We start from the raw sequence: 18,030 nt of genomic DNA, 5'->3' as shown, positions 1-18,030 counted from the left end.
AGCGGGCTTTTTCTTGGGGCAGACGGGTTTAACGGAAGCGCGACTGCGGCACCACCTTCAACTCGCCGTCCAGCGAATGCACATAACCGGCCAGCGCTTTGAGTTCGGCATTTGAGAACTGCTTGGCCACACCGCCCATGATGGCGTTGGAGCGGCCGACCAAAGGATTGCCTTCGGTTTTGTACGACTTCAAAGCCACATACAGGTAATCAGCGTGCTGGCCTGCAATCTTGGGATAGGTCGGGTCAATAGGTTTGGAGAAGTTGTCGCCATGGCAGGACACGCAAGCGCCTTTGGTCAACAGCGCAGCCACTTGGGCACTGGGCTCAACCGTGGGTTTGGCAGGCAGAGTGGCACCGGCCACCACGCCACTGGCGCTGTAGTAAGCCGCTACGTCGGCCATATCCTGGTCACTCAGGGAGTCGGAAATGCCGCGCATGGTGGGGTGCTTGCGGTCGCCCTTTTTATAGGCGTTGAGCGCAGAAATGATGTACTTTGCACCTTGGCCAGATATTTTGGGCACTTTATGTACTTCAGGGAAGCTGGCTTGGTAGCCAATGATGCTGTGGCACCCCAGGCACATATCCACCTTGGCGTGTCCGGCTTTGGCATCCCCCACGACATCCTGGGCACTGGCAATATTGGCAATGCCTGCTAGCGAAACAGTAGCAAACGCTAACACCGTGGTCAATAATTTATTCATTTTTGCGCGCACAATCTGGGGAAAAATCAAGCCTACATTCAGCCCTGTTTAGCAGGCTTGCCATCGACCGCAGATTATATGCGGCCCCATATTCATTCCCTGCTCTTGACCCACCACCATGAAGTTCCAAGGCTCCAATAATTACGTCGCCACCCAGGATCTGATGCTGGCCGTCAATGCCGCGGCTACCTTGAAGCGCCCGCTGCTGGTCAAGGGCGAGCCCGGTACCGGTAAAACCATGCTGGCCGAAGAGGTGGCTGCCGCCCTGGGCATGCCGCTGTTGCAATGGCACATCAAGTCGACCACCAAGGCACAACAGGGCCTGTATGAATACGATGCGGTCAGCCGCTTGCGCGATTCGCAATTGGCCGGGATTGAAGACTCGGCCCGGGTCAAAGATATCCATAACTACATTGTCAAAGGCGTGCTGTGGCAGGCATTTACCGCCGACGAACCCGTAGCGCTGCTGATCGACGAGATCGACAAGGCCGACATCGAGTTTCCCAACGACTTGCTGCGCGAAATCGACCGCATGGAGTTTTACTGCTACGAAACGCGCGAACTGGTCAAAGCCAAGAACCGCCCGCTGGTGTTCATCACTTCCAACAACGAAAAAGAACTGCCCGACGCTTTTTTGCGCCGCTGCTTCTTCCACTACATCAAATTCCCCGACGCCACCACAATGCAGCAAATTGTGGACGTGCACTTCCCCGGCCTGAAAAAAGAGCTGTTGGCAGCAGCGATGAAGACGTTCTACGAGATCCGCAACCTGCCCGGCCTGAAGAAAAAACCCTCCACCTCGGAGCTGCTGGACTGGCTCAAGCTACTGGTGGCCGAAGATATTTCGGCCGAGGCCTTACACAGCCAGGACAACATGGTGGCCGTGCCGCCGTTGGTCGGCGCGCTGCTGAAAAACGAGCAGGATGTCAGCCTGTTCGAAAAGCTGGTGTTCATGCAACGCCACCACCGCTAGCCGCCAGAGCTATCCTCCAACGATGCTGATCGACTTCTTCTACACCCTGCGCTCCGCCAAGCTGCCGGTTTCGGTGAAGGAGTACCTGAGCCTGCTGGAAGCGCTCAAAGCTGGCGTAGTGGGCCCGAACAGCGAAGATAGCTACAAGATAGATGACTTTTACTATTTAAGCCGCTGTACGCTAGTCAAAGACGAAAAGCACTACGACAAGTTTGACCAGGCTTTCGCCACCTACTTCAAAGGCGTGGAAGCCATTACCGACTTCACGCAAGATATTCCGCTGGAGTGGCTGCGCAAAAACCTGGAGCTTGAACTCAGCCCCGAAGAAAAGTCCAAGATCGAGAAAATGGGCTGGGACAAGCTCATGGAAACGCTGAAGAAACGCTTTGAAGAGCAAAAAGAACGCCACGAAGGCGGTAGTAAGTGGATTGGCACCAGCGGCACCAGCCCCTTTGGAGCCAATGGCTACAACCCCGAAGGCATCCGCATCGGCCAGGATAAAAGCCGCAACAAAAGCGCCGTGAAGGTATGGGACCAGCGGGCCTTTAAAGACTACGACGACAGCCAGGAACTCGGCACGCGCAACATCAAGGTGGCGCTGCGCCGCCTGCGCAAATTTGCCCGCGAAGGCCATGCCGACGAACTGGACCTGGACGACACCATCCGCTCTACCGCCGCCAACGCCGGTTATCTCGACATCAAAATGGTGCCAGAGCGGCACAATAACGTCAAAGTACTGCTGCTGATGGATGTGGGCGGCAGCATGGACGAGCATGTACAGCGGGTGGAAGAGCTGTTCAGCGCCAGCAAAAGCGAGTTCAAGCACCTGGAGTTCTACTACTTCCACAACTGCGTCTACGACTTCATGTGGAAGCACAACCGCCGCCGCTACACCGAAAAGTTCTCCACCTGGGATGTGATCCGCAAGTACAACAAAGACTACAAGCTGCTGTTCATCGGCGACGCGACCATGAGCCCCTATGAAATTTTGCAACCCGGTGGCAGCGTGGAATACAGCAGCGAGGAGGCCGGTGCGGTGTGGCTGCAGCGGCTCACCAACGCCTTCCCTAAATTTGCCTGGATCAACCCCGAGCCGCAAGGCCTGTGGGAATACCGACAAAGCATCAGCATCGTCCAGCAACTGGTGGGCCAGCGCATGTTTCCCCTGACCCTGAAAGGTCTGGAAGAAACCATGCGGCTGCTGTCGAAATAAGCAATGCACAGATTCAGGGTGCAGGCATGGATGTGGTGTTTGCTGGCGTGCTTGCCCGGCACGCTGTGGGCGCAAGCGCCCTCTGAGCCATCCACAATGGCTACGCCTTCGCTGCCGTTCGCTTTTGACCTCCATGTCGAAGCTCCCGAGAAAATCCGCGATCTGCTTCTAAAACACCTGGAATTGCAGCGTTACCGCAGCCTGACTGACCTGGACAACACCGAATTGGCGCGGCTGATGCAAGCCGCCGAGCGCAATGCCCACGACCTACTGGCCACGCAGGGTTACTTTGCGGCCCAAGTCACACTGAAGCTGACGCTTACCCCGCAAAGCACCAGCGCCCCGCGCGACATCACCCTGACCGTCGAGCCCGGTGAGCCTGTGCGCATTAACGCAGTACAGATTGACTTCACCGGCCCGATAGCCGATGACGCAGCAGACGCATCGCTGCGCACTACCATCCGCGCCGACTGGCCGCTGGGGCCCGGCACGCCCTTTACCCAGGATGCCTGGGACGATGCCAAGACCCAGGCCCTGCGCAACCTGACGGTGCAGCGCTTTCCCACCGGCGAGATCAGCAACAGCCTGGCTGACATTGACCCCGACACGCAAACCGCCCAGCTCAGCGTCACCTTGGCATCGGGGCCTGCCTACCGGTTTGGCCCGCTGGACCTGCGCGGCCTGCAGCGCTACAACGCCGAGTTGGTCAGCCGCCTGGCCCAGCTGCCCACCGGGGCCGACTACAGCCAGGCGCAACTGCTGCAAACCCAGCAGCGGCTGGCCGACAGCGGCTATTTCGACTCGGTATTTTTGACTCTGGACACCAGTGGCGACCCGCAAGCCGCGCCCGTGGTAGCCCAGCTGCGTGAGGCCAAACTGCAAAAACTGGTACTGGGCGTGGGCTTTAGCACCGACAGCGGGCCGCGCCTGTCGGCCGAGCACACCCACCACCAGCTGCCTTGGCTGCAGTGGCGCGCCATCTCCAAGCTCAGCCTGGACAAAGACACGCAAACCCTGGGCACCGAGCTCACCGGTCCGCCCGATGCCAGCAACTGGCGCTGGGTCACTTCGGCCCAAGTGCAGCACCAGGACCTAAGCGACACCGTCACCAACAGCCAGCGTCTGCGGGCCGGGCGTACCCAGGGCAACGACCACATTGACCGCAACGTTTACCTGCAATACGACCACGCGCTGACCACCAGCGGCACCGACCCCACGGTGGCGTCCAGCGCCATCAGCGCCAACTACGCCTGGACACGCCGCGACTTTGACGACATCCGCACCCCTACCCAGGGTTACGGTGTAGCGGTGGAACTGGGCGGCGGCTTTACCCTGGGGTCTGACCGCCAGCCCTACACCCGCACCCTGACGCGCTGGTTGGGTTACTTTCCGCTAGGCAAGCTGCTGCCCGGCGATGGCCTGTTCATGCGGGCCGGCCGTCTGGCGCTGCGGGCCGAAGCGGGTGCCGTGGTGGCCAAAGCCGATGCCAACGTACCCAGCACCCAGCAGTTTTTAACCGGCGGCGACACCACCGTGCGCGGCTACGGTTACCAGGAAATCGGCGTGGTGGGCCGCAGCGGGTCGGTGACTGCCGGGCGCTACATGGCATCGGGCAGCTTTGAATGGCAACGGCCCATCGTCATCAACGGCAAACCCAGCGCCTGGGAGACGGCGCTGTTTGTCGATGCCGGTGCCGTGGCCAATACCGTGAAAGCCCTGGAAACCAAGGTCGGCGTGGGCGGCGGCGTGCGCTGGCGCAGCCCGGTGGGGCCAGTGCAAATGGACATCGCCTACGGTGTAGCCACCCACAAGGCACGCCTGCACATGAGCGTAGGGTTCAGCTTTTGAGCACCGAAAAGCCCCCGGCTACCCAGCGGCGCTGGAGTCCCTCGGGCAAACGCCTGCTGTGGTTGCTGTGTGCGCCCCTGCTGGTACTGGCCGCACTGGCCATAGCGGCTGGCGCGCTCTGGGCCTGGCTGGGCACCGACACCTCGCTGGCCAGCACCCTGGCCCGTGCCGCTGCCTACCTGCCCGCAGGCCATACGCTGGAAACCAGCGAAGTGACAGGCTCGGTCCGCCAGGGCGGCCACATCGGCAGTCTGGCCTACCGCAGCCCCGGCCTGCAGGTGGAAGCCCAGGACATCGCCGTGGAGTGGCAACTCGACCGCCTGCTGCAGCATGAACTGCGCCTGGGGCGGCTGCATATCGGCCAGCTCAGCATTGCGCAAACCCCGTCCACCGAACCCACAGTGCTGCCGTCTGAGATCGTGCTGCCGCTACAGGTGGACCTGCCGTTCGAGATTGCCGATCTACGCTGGCAAGGCCCACCGGCTCTACAACTAGCGCAATTGGCTGGGAACTACCGCTATGACGGCACCCAGCACCAGCTCACCGTCAACAGTGTCCAAGTCGCGTCGGGCCGGTACGCAGGCCAGGCCACACTGCTGGCCCGCAGCCCGCTCACGCTGCAAGCCAACGTACAAGGCAGCGTGGACACCATCCTGCCCGGCAACACCCGCTCCCTTACCGTGGCGGCCACCGCATCGGCCAGCGGACCACTGGCGGGGCAAGATGCGCTGTTGCAAATTCAAGCCCGGGTCACACCCAGCACCTCCACCGCCTTGCAAGCCACGCTGTCCGCGCAGATCCACCCCTGGGCCGCACAGCCGGTGCACCAGGCCGAGGCCAGCTTCCAGCAACTCAACCTGGCCGATCTGTGGCCCGATGCACCGCACACCCTGCTCAGCGGCAGTGCCCATGTCCGGCCTGATCCCTTGGCCACTGGTACCGCCTGGCGCGCAGAAGCCACCCTAGACAACCGCCTGAGCGGCCCGTGGGACAAAAACCGGGTGCCGCTGGACCACGCCAACACCCGGCTGCAGTACCAGCAAGGGGCCTGGGTTATTGAGTCGCTGAGCGCCCAGCTCGGCAAAGGCGATGTGCAACTTCAGGGCCGCTGGACTGGCGCGGGCTCCACCGACTGGACGGCCGAAGCCAAGCTCTTGCGCATCAACCCCGCCGCCCTGCACACCCGCATGGCCCCCGCCTTGCTGGACGGGCGGGTCACTGCCAGCAGCATCGCCGCCGCCATCCGCTTCGATGCCGCATTGCAACCCTCGGCCAAAGCGCCCGCCATCGCTGCGTTGCAAGGTCTGCGCATCCAAACCGCCCAGGCCACGGGCCGCTGGGCCGCGGGCACTCTGAACCTGTCGGCCCTGAAACTGCAAACCGACGATGCGCTGCTGCAAGGCAAGCTCGACCTGACCCTCGCCACCCGCGCCGCCAAAGGCCAGTTACACCTGAGCCTGCCCGGCGCGCAGGCCGATGTGCAAGGCCAGATCAGCGCGTCGCAAGGCGCGGGCGACTTTGCCCTGCACGTGCCCGACGCGGGCCAAGCCACCCGTTGGCTGGCCCGCCTGCCCGGTGTGGCCGCCAGCCTGCCCGGCGATATCCTGGGCCAGGCCGAGCTGACCGGGCGCTGGACGGGCGGCTGGGCCAGTGCCCTTGCTCCTGGCAAAGCGGGCACGCCCCCTTTCCAGCTCACAGCCCAACTCGCCGTGCCGACGCTGGATATTCGCCCCGCCACCGGCAACCCCATCAGCCTGCGCAAACTGCAGCTGGATGCATCCGGCAGTCTGGGCGCGCTGGTTGTCACCCTGCAAGGCGAGCTGGCCACCGGCACCCAGCGCGCCAGCCTCACCACCCATGCCACCGGCGGGCTCGGTACGGCCAACCACTGGCAAGCCCGCATCGCCAGCCTGGCCCTGGAGATGCAAGACAGCACCCGCCCTGGCCCCTGGACACTGCAGCTTGACCAGGCCCTGGCCCTCCAAGGCACCCGCACCTCGGTAGATGCGGCTGCAGGCAGCGCCAGCGTCAAAGGCCCGGTCCCGGGCAGCGTGCGCATTGCCTGGCAGCCAGTGGCCTGGTCGCACGACGGCTCCCGCAGCCTGCTGCGCACCCAGGGCACGCTGCAAGGCCTGCCCATGGGCTGGCTGGAAACCTTGGCCGCAGGCAACGGCCAACTGGCCCAGCTCGGCCTCAAGGGCGATCTGCTGCTGGACGGCGACTGGAACGTGCAGGCCGCACAAACCCTGCAGGTCAGTGCCAACCTGTACCGCAAGAGCGGCGATCTGCAACTGCTGAACGGCGACGATGCAGCCAACGGCACACCCAGCACCATCAGCGCAGGCATCCGTACAGCCCGCATCGGCCTGCGCACCGACGGTGACAAGCTCAGCGCCAGCCTGCGCTGGGACAGCGAACGCGCGGGCCAGGCCGAGGCCGAGCTGAGTACCCAGGTGCGCCAGACCGACGGCAGCTGGCTCTGGCCCACCGACGCACCGCTCAACGGCACGGTGCGCGCATCCCTGCCCCGGGTCGGCATCTGGTCGGTGCTGGCCCCGCCCGGCTGGCGGCTGGGCGGCACGCTGGCGGCCAATGCCACCCTCGGCGGCACCCGCCTGGCACCGCTATGGACCGGCACGCTGCAGGCCGATGATCTGGCGCTGCGCTCGGTGGTCGAAGGCATTGAGCTACGCGATGGCCGCCTGCGTGCCAGCCTGGACGGCCAGCGCCTGAACATCACCGAATTCAGCCTGCGCGGTGCGCCCACCGCCGCCAACTCCACCACAGCACCGCCCAGTGGGGACGGCGGCAGCCTCAGCGCCACTGGCAATGTGCGCTGGAGCAACACCGCCCCGGCAGGCATCCAAATGGACATCCAGGCGCAGGCCAAAACCCTGCGCATCTCCGCCCGGGCCGATCGCCGCCTGACGGTTTCCGGCACCCTGCAAGCCACCCTGGCGCAGGGCAAACTGGCGCTACAAGGCGCACTCAAGGCCGACCAGGCTTTGTTCATCCTGCCCGACGAGTCTGCCCCCACCCTGGGCAGCGATGTGCTGGTGCGCAAACGGTCCAGCACCACCACACCGTCCACCGCAGCCCCGGTGGCGGCCAGCAATACCCCCGAGGTCAACGTCACCCTCGACCTGGGTGACGATTTCCACCTGGTGGGCCGGGGCCTGGACACACGTCTCACCGGCAAGCTGCTCCTGCGCGCGGGCCCCACCCTGGCCGGGCCGCGCGTCACCGGCGAGCTGCGCACCACGCGCGGCAGCTTCAAAGCCTACGGCCAGGCGCTGGACATCGAAGAAGGCATCCTGCGCTTCAACGGCCCTTACGACAACCCGTCGCTCGACGTGCTGGCCATCCGGCCCAACCTCAGCGTGCGCGTGGGCGTGCAGATCAACGGCACCGCGCTGTTGCCCAACATCCGCCTGTACTCCGACTCCGACCTGTCCGATGCCGAAAAGCTGGCCTGGCTGGTGCTGGGCCGCAGCGCCGCCAACGGCGGGGCCGAAGGTGCCGTGCTGCAACAGGCCGCGCTGGCCCTGTTGGGCGGCAACGGCAAAGGCCTGTCGGGCGGGCTGGCCTCGGCCTTGGGCCTGGATGAACTGTCGTTCAGCGGCAGCGCCAACAAGTCCGACGGCACCACCAGCGCCGCCGCCGTCACCTTCGGCAAGCGCCTGTCGCGCAATTTCTATGTGGCCTACGAGCACAGCCTGGCCGGTACGCTGGGCACGCTGTACATCTTCTACGACCTGAGCAAGCGCTTCACCCTGCGCGGCCAAACCGGCGAGCAAAGCGCCATCGACCTGATCTTCACCTTGCAGTACGACTAAAAAACCACCCCGGCGCAGGCCCTACAATCCGCCGTCCCCTTGTAGTTCAACGGATAGAACGAGTGCCTCCTAAGTGCTAAATACAGGTTCGATTCCTGTCGAGGGGACCATGGCTCCTTGTAGCCTGTTGGTAAAGCCCGCGTTCTGTCGCACAGGCACCCGCTAAACTGGTTTGCGCACAAGTTGCCGTGCCCACCGCGCCGCCAGCCCTGTGCCCGAACCTGCGAAAGGCACATATGTCCGTCAGCTCCGTCTCGTCCAGCAGCCTGGCACCGGTAACACCCAAATCCGCCACGGCCTCCGCCAATGCACCGGCCAAAGCGTCCAGTCCGGACGGCCCGTCTGCAACGCCGGTCGCGGCACCCGATAACCACTTCAATGTTTCCATGCCACCGCAAGCTATCTCCAACGGGCTGGGGCAAGCTCTTGGCCAGCACATCAACCTGCGCGCCTAAGCCGCGAGTGGTGGTTAAAATTTTTAAGAAAAATGGCCTCTACCGTATATTCCCTCTACACACATAGCTATATTTAATATAGCAAATAGCAGCTACTTTACGCAACGGCCTGTGGCACTGTGCGGCTACCGGCATGGCCCCGATAAACTGCGGGGCAGTCACCCCACCCCTGGAGCCCCTCTGCATGGCCGAATTCACCGCCACCGTCGTCTGGCAGCGCGCCACCGATCCGCCCGAGCCCTTTACCGACCAGCGCTACAGCCGCCGCCACGCCTGGCAGTTCGACGGCGGCTTTGCGATGCCCGCGTCGTCGTCGCCGCATTCGGTGCCGCTGCCGTTCTCGGACCCGACCGCGGTCGACCCGGAAGAGGCGTTTGTGGCTTCGCTGTCGAGCTGCCACATGCTGTGGTTTTTGCACTTGGCGGCCAAGGCGGGCTGGGTGGTAGACCACTACGCCGATGCGGCCGTGGGCCAGATGGCGCGCAACGCCGATGGCCGCATGGCCATGACCCAGGTGCTGCTACGCCCGCATGCGCAATTCGCAGATGGCCGTGCGCCGACCCGCGCGGCGCTAGAACAACTGCACCACGCCGCGCACGAGGCGTGCTACATCGCCAACTCGGTCAAAACCGAAGTCCTGTGCGAACCCGTCTGAAAAACACCATGACCTACCTGCCCAAACACTTCGAAGAAACCGACCCCGCCACCCTGCACGCACTGGTGCGGGCCCACCCGCTGTCCACCTGGGTGGTGCCACAGACGGATGGCGAGCTGCTGGTCAACCACATCCCGTTCCTGCTGGATGCCGACCGGGGGCCCCACGGCACGCTGGTCGGCCATGTGGCGCGGGCCAACCCGGTGTGGCGGGCGCTGACCGCCGCCGCAACGGTGGTGGTGTTCCAGGGGCCCGAGGCCTATATATCGCCGTCCTGGTACCCCGGCAAGCCGGTCCACGGCAAGGTGGTGCCGACCTGGAACTATGCAGTGGTGCATGCGCACGGCACCGCGCGGGTATTCGACGACCGGACACAGTTGCTGGCCCTGGTGACGCGGCTCACCGCCCTGCACGAAGCGCCACAGGCCCAACCCTGGCAAGTGGCCGACGCGCCCGCCGACTACATCGACACCATGCTGGGGGCCATTGTCGGCATCGAAATCCCGGTACAGCGCTGGGTGGGCAAATGGAAAGTCAGCCAAAACCGCACGCTGGAAGACCGCTTGGGTGTGGTGGCCGGATTGCAAACAAGAGGCATGGCAGAGACGGATGCCATGGCCGCGCTGGTGCAGAGCGCAGCAAACTCCCAATAAACCCATAAAATAGGCCGCTAACGCATGCACTACATACGCCTGCAGCTATTTATTTAAGAGTGATTGGAGCGCAACTGCTCCACCGTGCGCTGCAGGTCGTGCGCCCAGGTGCGGCGGTCGCGGCCCTCGGCGCGTTCGGGCGTGCCAAAGCGCACTTCCGCACCCAGCGTGCTGGCCCCCAGCGTGCGCCATAGCGAACCCAGCAGGGTTTCATCGCCCACAAAACTGGGGGCAAAGTGCAAGGCGCCGGTGTGCACATCCACAAAGCGCAAGGCCAGCGGCAGCACCGGCACGTCGGCCGATATCGCCGCTTGCAGCAAATTCGCGTGGAAGGGCAGCATGTTGCGGCCGTCGCCCGTCGTGCCCTCGGGAAACACGGCCACCACCTCGCCTGCGCGCAGGCGCTCGGTCATGTGATGGACCACGCGCATCGCGTCGCGGCGGGATTCGCGTTCGATGTACAGCGTGCCCGCGCCGGTGGCCAGGGTGCCCACGATGGGCCAGTGTTTGACATCCGATTTCGACACAAACCGGCAGTAGCCTGCCGCGTGGATGACGGCAATGTCCAGCCACGAGATGTGGTTGGCCACCAGCAGCAAGGGGCCCTGGGCCGGGGGCGTACCCTGCACCCGCAGCCTGATGCCGAAGACCCGCAGCACCTGCAGCGACCAGGCTTGCACCCGTTGCCCACGCGCAGCATCGTCCATCTGGGGAAAGTGGCGGCGGATGGTCCACCAGCCCACGGCGATGTGCCACAACAGGTACAGCAGCTTGGCCAAGACGCGAAAGATACGCATGGATATTTATAAGAAATAGGCTGCTAGCGTATATAGAATATACGCTAGCAGCTATCTATTTGATAGTTAAGCCGCGGGGGCCTCGAACGCCACGTGCCCAGCCACTACGGAGCAACGCACCCGGCCCGGCAGCTCGTAGCCCGAGAACGGGGTGTGCTTGCCTTGGCTGCGCAAGGTGTCGGCAGCCACCGTCCAGCGGGCGGCGGGGTCGTACATGCAGATGTCGGCCACACCGCCCACCACCAACTGGCCCACACTGGCCTGCAAAGTGCCCAGGCTGGTACCCAGCACGGCGGCGGGAGCGTTGGTGACGGTGGCCAAGGCACGGTGCAGGGGGACGCCGTCGTCTTCGCTCCACTTCAAGGCCAGGCTGAGCAGCAACTCCAGACCGGTCGCGCCCGGCTCGGCTTCGGCGAACGGCAGGGCTTTGGCATCGGCCTCGACGGGCGTGTGGTCGGACACCAGCGCGTCGATGGTGCCGTCGGCCAAGGCGGCGCGCAGGGCATCGCGGTCGCGTTGCTGGCGCAGCGGCGGGGTCAGGCGGGCGCGGCTGTCGAAGTAGCCAATGTCGGTGTCGGTAAGGTGCAGCGAGTTGATGCTGACATCGCAGGTCACGCGCAGACCGTCTTTTTTGGCCTGCCGCACCAGGGCGATACCCGCGGCACTGCTGATACGGCACAGGTGGACGCGTGCGCCGGTGGTCTTCAGCAGCTCGAAAATGGTGTGCAGCGCAATGGTTTCTGCGGCCACGGGCACACCGGCCAGGCCCATGCGGGTGGCCAGCGCACCGCTGGCAGCCACGCCCTTGCCCAGGTACAGCTCTTGGGGCCGCAGCCAGACGGGGTAATCGAACGTGGCGGCGTATTGCAGCGCGCGTTGCAGCACCTGCGTATTGCCCAGTGGCACCTCGGCCTGGCCGAAGCCGATGCAACCCGCACCGGTGAGCTCAACCATCTCGGTCAGCACTTCACCTTGCAGGCCCCGGGTCAGCGCGCCTAGGGGGAACAGGCGCGCCTGGTGGTTCTTTTTGGCGCGGAACTTCAACATCTGCACCAGACCGGGCTCGTCCAGCACCGGGTCGGTGTCGGGCGGGCAGACTAGGCTGGTCACGCCACCGGCGGCGGCGGCGGCCATTTCGGACTCCATCATGCCTTCGTGCTCGTAGCCGGGCTCGCGCAGGCGGGCACACAGATCGACCAGGCCCGGCAGCACGATGCAGCCAGACGCATTAATCACGCGGTCGGGCTGGAAATCGGGCAGATCACGGCCGATGGCGATGATGCGGCCGGTCGCGATGGCGATGGAGCCGGTGGTGTCCAGCCCGCTGGCCGGGTCGATGATGCGGCCGTGTTGGATCAGGGTCTTCATATTTTTATACCAAATAGGGCTCTAGCGTAGGTATTACCTGCGCTAGCAGCTATTGATTGAATAGCAAACACGGTCACGCTTCATTTCCCGCGACGATGCCCATTACGGCCATGCGGACCGCGATGCCGAAGGTCACTTGCGGCAGGATCACGCTTTGCTTACCGTCGACCACGGCGGAGTCGATCTCTACGCCGCGGTTGATCGGGCCGGGGTGCATGACGATGGCGTCGGGTTTGGCCAGGGCGAGTTTTTCGGGGGTCAGGCCGAAGCTGCGGAAGAATTCCTGGCTGGACGGCAGCAGTGCGCCGCTCATACGCTCGTTTTGCAGGCGCAGCATGATGACCACGTCGCAGTCCTTGATGCCCTCTTCCAGCGTGTGGCAGACGCGCACACCCATTTGCGCCATGTCACTGGGCACCAGGGTCTTGGGGCCCACCACGCGCACCTCGGCACAACCCAGGGTGGTGAGGGCATGGATGTCGGAGCGGGCCACGCGCGAGTGCAGCACGTCGCCGACGATGGCCACGGTGAGGTTGGCAAAATCCTTCTTGAAGTGCCGGATGGTGAACATGTCCAGCAGGCCTTGGGTGGGGTGCGCATGGCGCCCGTCGCCGGCATTGACCACATGCACATGCGGCGCCACATGCTGGGCAATCAGGTAGGGTGCGCCGGACTCGCTGTGGCGCACCACAAAGATGTCGGCGGCCATGGCCGAGAGGTTGGCAATCGTGTCCAGCAGCGACTCGCCCTTGGCCGCGCTGGAGCGCGCGATGTCCAGGTTGATCACGTCGGCGGACAAACGCGTGGCGGCGATCTCGAAGGTGGTGCGGGTGCGCGTGCTGTTCTCAAAGAACAGGTTGAACACGCTTTTGCCGCGCAACAGCGGCACCTTCTTCACCTCGCGGTCATTGAGCGAGACGAAGTTGGTGGCGGTGTCCAGGATGTGGGTGAGGATGCTCTTGGGCAGGCCTTCCACCGAGAGCAGGTGGATGAGTTCGCCGTTTTTATTGAGTTGGGGATTGCGCTTGTAGAGCATTATTTTTCTTTCACTTCGAAGCTGAACTGGCCGTCTTCGGCACGCGCCAGCGACAAGGACTGTTGCTCGGCCAGGGCCACCCGGGCGGCGGCAAAGTCGGCCTGCACCGGCAGCTCGCGCCCGCCCCGGTCCACCAGCACCGCCAGCTTCACGCTGGCCGGGCGGCCATAGTCGAACAGCTCGTTGATGACGGCGCGCAGGGTGCGCCCGGTGTAGAGCACATCGTCCAGGATGACGATGTGGGCACCGTTCACATCAAAGGGCAATTGGGTTTGCGCGCTGTTGGAGAGGCCGCGCTGGGAGAAATCATCGCGGTGCATGGCCGAGGAAATCACACCCGGCTTGCCCGGCAGGTTCAAGTCGCGCTGCAGTCGCTCCACCAGCCAGGCCCCACCCGAGGTGATACCGACCAGCTGGCTGTCGGGCAAGCGCAGCTGCTGCACGCCACGCAACAGTTCTTTGTACAGGGCTTCGGCGTCCAGAAACAGGGCGCCGGCGGGAAGTGTGTTGGGGCTCATGCGGGTATTTTAGTTTCATGGGCTGGTGCGTCCGGCCCCTGGTGCCGGGGTATTTGCATGCAGCATGCCCAACATATTTGCAATTGTTACTACATATGTGTAGCATACGCTGCATGAATACCTGGTTATGCCTGATCCTCAGCCTGCCCACCGAAAACGCCAACGCCCGCATGCGTGCCTGGCGCACGCTCAAGGCCTCGGGCGCCGCCGTGCTGCGCGACGGCGTCTACCTGATGCCGGAGCAGGCCGATTGCCGCGCGGCGCTGGAGGGCGTGGCCACTGATGTGCGCGCTGCCGGTGGCAGTGCCCACGTGCTGCGCACCGAGGAGCCGCTGGAGGCCGGCTTTGCCGCCCTGTTTGACCGCACGCCCGACTACGCGGCGCTGCTGGACGAGATCCGTTTGGCGGCCAAGGAGCTGGCACCGACAAGCGCGGCCGAGCTGCAAAAAAAGGCGCGCAAGCTGCGCAAGAGCCTGGCCGGCATCGCCGCCACCGACTTCTTTGCCGGTGAGGCACAGAAGCAGACCGAGGCCGCGCTGCAGGCGCTAGAGCTCGCCATTGCCCACGCCCTCTTCCCCGACGAGCCGCATGCCGTGCAAGCCACGCTGGCGCGCCTGGATGCCCGGGCCTACCAAAACCGCACATGGGCCACGCGCGCGCGCCCCTGGGTGGACCGCCTGGCCTGTGCCTGGCTGCTGCGCCGCCACATCGATACCAAGGCCACTTTTGTCTGGCTTGCGCCTGGACAGAAGTGCCCCAAAGACGCCATCGGCTATGACTTCGACGGTGCGACCTTCAGCCACGTGGGCGCCCGCGTCACCTTTGAGGTGCTGCTGGCCAGCTTTGGCCTGGAGACTCCTGCCCTGCTGCGCCTGGGCCAGCTGGTGCACTTTCTGGATGTGGGTGGCGTGCAGCCAAGCGAGGCCAGCGGCATCGAAAGTGTGCTGGCCGGCATGCGTGCGGCCATCACCGACGACAACCAGCTCTTCAAAGCAGCCTGCGGCGTGTTCGACGGGCTGCTGCAATCCTTTTCCAAAGAAAGCGCGCCATGACACCCCCCTATACCCTGTGGCAGCTCGTCGTCTACTTTCTGCGTCTGGGCGCTCTGGGCTTTGGTGGCCCGGTGGCGCTGGTGGGTTTTATGCGCCGGGACCTGGTGGAGCGGCGCGCCTGGATCACCGAGGCCGACTACAAGGAAGGTCTGGCCCTGGCCCAGCTGGCGCCGGGCCCGATGGCGGCGCAAACCGCCATCTACCTGGGCTATGTGCACTACCGCATCCGTGGCGCCACCCTGGCCGGCATTGCCTTTGTGCTGCCCTCTTTTTTCATGGTGGTGGCACTGGGCTGGGCCTACAGCCAGTTTGGCGGCCTGTCCTGGATGCAGGCGGTGTTCTATGGCGTGGGCGCGGCGGTGATCGGCATCATCGCCATCAGCGCACACAAGCTCAGCGTCAAGAGCCTGGGCCAAGACCGGCTGCTATGGGCCATCTTTGCCGTGCTGGCGGGTGTGACCATCGTCACCGAGTCCGAGATCGCCTGGCTGTTCCTGGCCGCCGGTGTGCTCACCTGGCTGTGGCGTGCGCCGCCCAAGAGTTGGGGCGCCGGTGGCATGGGCGCCCTGTTGCCCTTGCCACCCAGCGACCTGGCCGCCAGCAGCGGTCTGCTGGCCGGCCTGGACTGGAACCTGCTGACGCAAATCGGCCTGTTCTTTGCCAAGGCGGGCGCCTTTGTCTTTGGCTCGGGCCTGGCCATCGTGCCGTTCCTGTACGGCGGCGTGGTCACCGAGCACCACTGGCTGAACGAAAAGCAGTTTGTCGATGCCGTGGCCGTGGCCATGATCACGCCTGGGCCGGTGGTGATCACGGTCGGTTTTATCGGCTACCTGGTGGCCGGCTTTCCCGGCGCCTGCGTGGCCGCGCTGGCGACCTTTCTGCCCTGCTATCTGTTCACCATCCTGCCGGCGCCCTACTTCAAGAAATACGGCAAGCTGCCCGCCATCGCCGCCTTTGTCGATGGCGTCACCGCCGCGGCGGTGGGCGCCATCACCGGCTCGGTGGTGGTGATTGCCAAGCGCAGCATCGTCGACCTGCCCACGGCGCTGATGGCCCTGGCCACGGTGGCGATTCTGTGGAAATACAAGAAGCTGCAGGAGCCGGTGATCGTGCTCGGTGCAGCACTCTTGGGCCTGCTGCTGTACCCGCTGACCCACGCTTGAACCCACGCCCCAGCCAGCACTTCGCAGGGCACCGCGCACAACCCTTTTTACCTTCCCCACAACCGCAGGAATTCACCATGCAAACCACGATCGTCACCACCCTGTCTGCTGCTGAACTGGCCCAGTGGCAGGCCGCACACAAGCCCTTTGTCTTGCTGGACGTGCGCCGCAGCCAGGCCGTGGCCGCTTCAGGCGTGCAGATCGCCGGCGCCCAATGGAAAAACCCGGCGCTGTGGCTGGACTGGAAGGACCAGATCGCCACCGACCTCCCGGTGGTGCTGTACTGCGCACACGGCCACGAAATCAGCATCGGCCTGACCGCCACCCTGCTGGCCATGGGCGTGGATGCGCATGGCCTGGACGGCGGCATGTCGGGCTGGCAGGCGCAGGGCCAGGCGGTGCAACCCTTTGCCCAGGAGCAATCGCCATGAAATGGATTACCCGTGAGCGGCCCAAGATAGACCGCATTGCCTGCCCCTGGCTGATCCAGAAGTTCATTGACCCAGAGGCGCAATTTGTCTACGTCGCGGCCAGCGAGGTAGTGCGCTGCGCCGCAGAGACCGGTGCCATTCCCTACGACATTCCGGGTGTGGAACTCAGCCACGTGGGTGCGCTGTGCAGCTTTGATGCCTTTCTGAAAAAGTACCAGCTGCAGGATGCAGCGCTGGACCAGCTGGCCCTGATCGTGCGCGGGGCCGACACCGCCTGTCTGGACCTGACACCGCAGTCCGCTGGTCTGTATGCCATCTCGCTGGGCCTGTCGCACACCTACCGCGACGACCAGCAGATGCTGCGGCATGGCCTGGTGCTGTACGAGGCGCTGTATGCCTGGTGCCAATCCTGCCAGAGCGAGACCCACAACTGGCCGCCCCAGGCCTGAGGCCTGAACCCTGTGCACGTTGCCACACCGTCGTCACGGGCCTGTGCTGTAATCCGCTGATGCGTTTGTGCTCCTGGCGTTTCATCGTGGCCTGTCTGCTGGTGCTGTTGCTGCCCTTGCAAGGGGTGGCGGCCGCGGCCTTGAATTGCCACGCCGGTCCGGTGCCCACCGCCCTGCCCGCTGCCAGCCAGGTCCACGACCACAGTCTGCACCACGCGCAGCATCCGCACCACGCACAAGCGCAGCACCAGGCCAGCAGCGATGCAGACCCGGCCGAAGCGCACACCCACGCCGCGCATGCTGACGGCAAGCCGGCCAAATGCAACAGCTGCAGCCCGTGTTGCGCCGGGGTGCTGGTTGGCAAGGTGCGCACACCGGCCTTTGCCGCAGCGCGCAACAGCGCGAACTTTCCCGAACCCGTTGCACAAGTCCCCTCGCCCACGCTGGCCGGGCTGGACCGTCCACCCAGGCACTACCTCCTCTAACGGGCCCAGGCAAGGCCGGCGCGCCCCCGCGTGCCGGACATCCGCTGCCGCCAGCCCTTAGCACGTCCCCAGGAACGCACCGCTTTGCTGTGCGCAGCTATCCCTGCTTTCGTACGAGGTTTGCATGCCAGATTTTTCTTTTGAACCGGTGACCACACCACCCCGGTCAGGGCCTTTGCCGTGGCGTTTACCGCGGCGTTTACGGCCGCCCTTTCCACCGCGTATGACCCTGGCCAGCGCCTTGCTCCTGCTGCTATCGGGCTGCACCAGCGTCCAATTTGAGGCCGCCCTGGGCTCCATCAACCGGGACCAGGCGGCCTTCACCCAGGGCCAGCTGGCGCTGGAGCGCAACGCGGCGCAGCAGCAAGCCCGGCGCAGCAGCGCGCAGGCCTTGC

At 64.5% G+C, this 18,030-nt stretch carries 17 protein-coding genes and 1 tRNA gene; 13 read left to right on the top strand and 5 right to left on the bottom strand.

Annotated elements, in window-relative coordinates; all coding sequences use genetic code 11:
* Positions 1-28: 28 nt before the first annotated feature.
* Positions 29-703: a c-type cytochrome gene (locus Q0T48_RS03345; RefSeq protein WP_295952366.1), complete on the bottom strand. Its 675-nt coding sequence runs from the start codon at positions 701-703 to the stop codon at positions 29-31.
* Positions 704-821: 118 nt separating this feature from the next.
* On the opposite strand from Q0T48_RS03345, the gene Q0T48_RS03340 reads away from it, so the two are divergent.
* The 8 genes from Q0T48_RS03340 to Q0T48_RS03305 all read left to right on the top strand — a co-directional run bounded on the left by Q0T48_RS03340 (position 822) and on the right by Q0T48_RS03305 (position 10,336).
* Positions 822-1,676, top strand: a complete 855-nt coding sequence (locus Q0T48_RS03340) for a MoxR family ATPase (RefSeq protein ID WP_295952364.1) — start codon at positions 822-824, stop codon at positions 1,674-1,676.
* A gap of 22 nt (positions 1,677-1,698) precedes the next feature.
* Positions 1,699-2,889: a VWA domain-containing protein gene (locus tag Q0T48_RS03335; RefSeq protein ID WP_295952361.1), complete on the top strand. Its 1,191-nt coding sequence runs from the start codon at positions 1,699-1,701 to the stop codon at positions 2,887-2,889.
* Positions 2,890-2,985: 96 nt separating this feature from the next.
* Positions 2,986-4,737, top strand: coding sequence for an autotransporter assembly complex family protein (locus Q0T48_RS03330; protein ID WP_295952359.1), 1,752 nt, complete (start codon positions 2,986-2,988; stop codon positions 4,735-4,737).
* Positions 4,734-8,573 (top strand): translocation/assembly module TamB domain-containing protein, encoded by a 3,840-nt coding sequence (locus Q0T48_RS03325; RefSeq protein WP_295952357.1) that lies wholly within the window; start codon positions 4,734-4,736, stop codon positions 8,571-8,573. Before Q0T48_RS03330 ends, Q0T48_RS03325 begins: the two co-directional genes overlap by 4 nt.
* A gap of 35 nt (positions 8,574-8,608) precedes the next feature.
* A tRNA-Arg gene (locus Q0T48_RS03320) sits at positions 8,609-8,683 on the top strand.
* 126 nt (positions 8,684-8,809) lie between these two features.
* A complete protein-coding gene (locus Q0T48_RS03315; RefSeq protein WP_295952353.1) occupies positions 8,810-9,028 on the top strand; it encodes a hypothetical protein in 219 nt (72 codons plus the stop codon).
* A 184-nt stretch (positions 9,029-9,212) separates the two neighbouring features.
* A complete protein-coding gene (locus Q0T48_RS03310) occupies positions 9,213-9,683 on the top strand; it encodes an OsmC family protein (protein WP_295952350.1) in 471 nt (156 codons plus the stop codon).
* A gap of 8 nt (positions 9,684-9,691) precedes the next feature.
* Positions 9,692-10,336 carry an FMN-binding negative transcriptional regulator gene (locus Q0T48_RS03305; protein ID WP_295952346.1) on the top strand — a complete coding sequence of 215 codons (645 nt, stop codon included), beginning with the start codon at positions 9,692-9,694 and terminating at the stop codon, positions 10,334-10,336.
* Positions 10,337-10,389: 53 nt separating this feature from the next.
* Here the strand turns inward: Q0T48_RS03305 and Q0T48_RS03300 are convergent, their stop codons facing one another.
* The 4 genes from Q0T48_RS03300 to pyrR all read right to left on the bottom strand — a co-directional run bounded on the left by Q0T48_RS03300 (position 10,390) and on the right by pyrR (position 14,055).
* Positions 10,390-11,133 (bottom strand): lysophospholipid acyltransferase family protein, encoded by a 744-nt coding sequence (locus Q0T48_RS03300; protein ID WP_295952343.1) that lies wholly within the window; start codon positions 11,131-11,133, stop codon positions 10,390-10,392.
* Between the two features lie 66 nt (positions 11,134-11,199).
* A complete protein-coding gene (locus Q0T48_RS03295; protein WP_295952341.1) occupies positions 11,200-12,501 on the bottom strand; it encodes a dihydroorotase in 1,302 nt (433 codons plus the stop codon).
* 73 nt (positions 12,502-12,574) lie between these two features.
* Positions 12,575-13,537: an aspartate carbamoyltransferase catalytic subunit gene (locus Q0T48_RS03290; protein ID WP_295952339.1), complete on the bottom strand. Its 963-nt coding sequence runs from the start codon at positions 13,535-13,537 to the stop codon at positions 12,575-12,577.
* Positions 13,537-14,055, bottom strand: coding sequence for a bifunctional pyr operon transcriptional regulator/uracil phosphoribosyltransferase PyrR (gene pyrR / locus Q0T48_RS03285; RefSeq protein ID WP_295774205.1), 519 nt, complete (start codon positions 14,053-14,055; stop codon positions 13,537-13,539). The genes Q0T48_RS03290 and pyrR overlap by 1 nt, the downstream gene beginning before the upstream one ends.
* Before the next feature lie 113 nt (positions 14,056-14,168).
* Here pyrR and Q0T48_RS03280 point away from each other — a divergent pair, with 113 nt between their 5' ends.
* The 5 genes from Q0T48_RS03280 (at position 14,169) to Q0T48_RS03260 (ending at position 17,635) form a co-directional block, all read left to right on the top strand.
* Positions 14,169-15,107, top strand: coding sequence for a chromate resistance protein ChrB domain-containing protein (locus tag Q0T48_RS03280; protein WP_295952335.1), 939 nt, complete (start codon positions 14,169-14,171; stop codon positions 15,105-15,107).
* A complete protein-coding gene (locus Q0T48_RS03275) occupies positions 15,104-16,270 on the top strand; it encodes a chromate transporter (RefSeq protein WP_295952332.1) in 1,167 nt (388 codons plus the stop codon). The genes Q0T48_RS03280 and Q0T48_RS03275 overlap by 4 nt, the downstream gene beginning before the upstream one ends.
* Before the next feature lie 77 nt (positions 16,271-16,347).
* Positions 16,348-16,701, top strand: coding sequence for a rhodanese-like domain-containing protein (locus tag Q0T48_RS03270; RefSeq protein ID WP_295952330.1), 354 nt, complete (start codon positions 16,348-16,350; stop codon positions 16,699-16,701).
* Complete coding sequence (locus tag Q0T48_RS03265) at positions 16,698-17,150, top strand: chromate resistance protein ChrB domain-containing protein (protein ID WP_295952327.1); 453 nt, start codon at positions 16,698-16,700, stop codon at positions 17,148-17,150. Before Q0T48_RS03270 ends, Q0T48_RS03265 begins: the two co-directional genes overlap by 4 nt.
* 59 nt (positions 17,151-17,209) lie before the next feature.
* Positions 17,210-17,635, top strand: a complete 426-nt coding sequence (locus tag Q0T48_RS03260) for a hypothetical protein (RefSeq protein ID WP_295952326.1) — start codon at positions 17,210-17,212, stop codon at positions 17,633-17,635.
* Positions 17,636-18,030 lie beyond the last annotated feature (395 nt).

It is taken from the genome of Rhodoferax sp. (genome assembly GCF_025354435.1).
Classification (GTDB): Bacteria; Pseudomonadota; Gammaproteobacteria; order Burkholderiales; family Burkholderiaceae_C; genus Rhodoferax_B.
The sequence above is the reverse complement of the archived record's forward strand: the minus strand, read 5'-3'. Positions and strand labels throughout refer to the sequence as shown.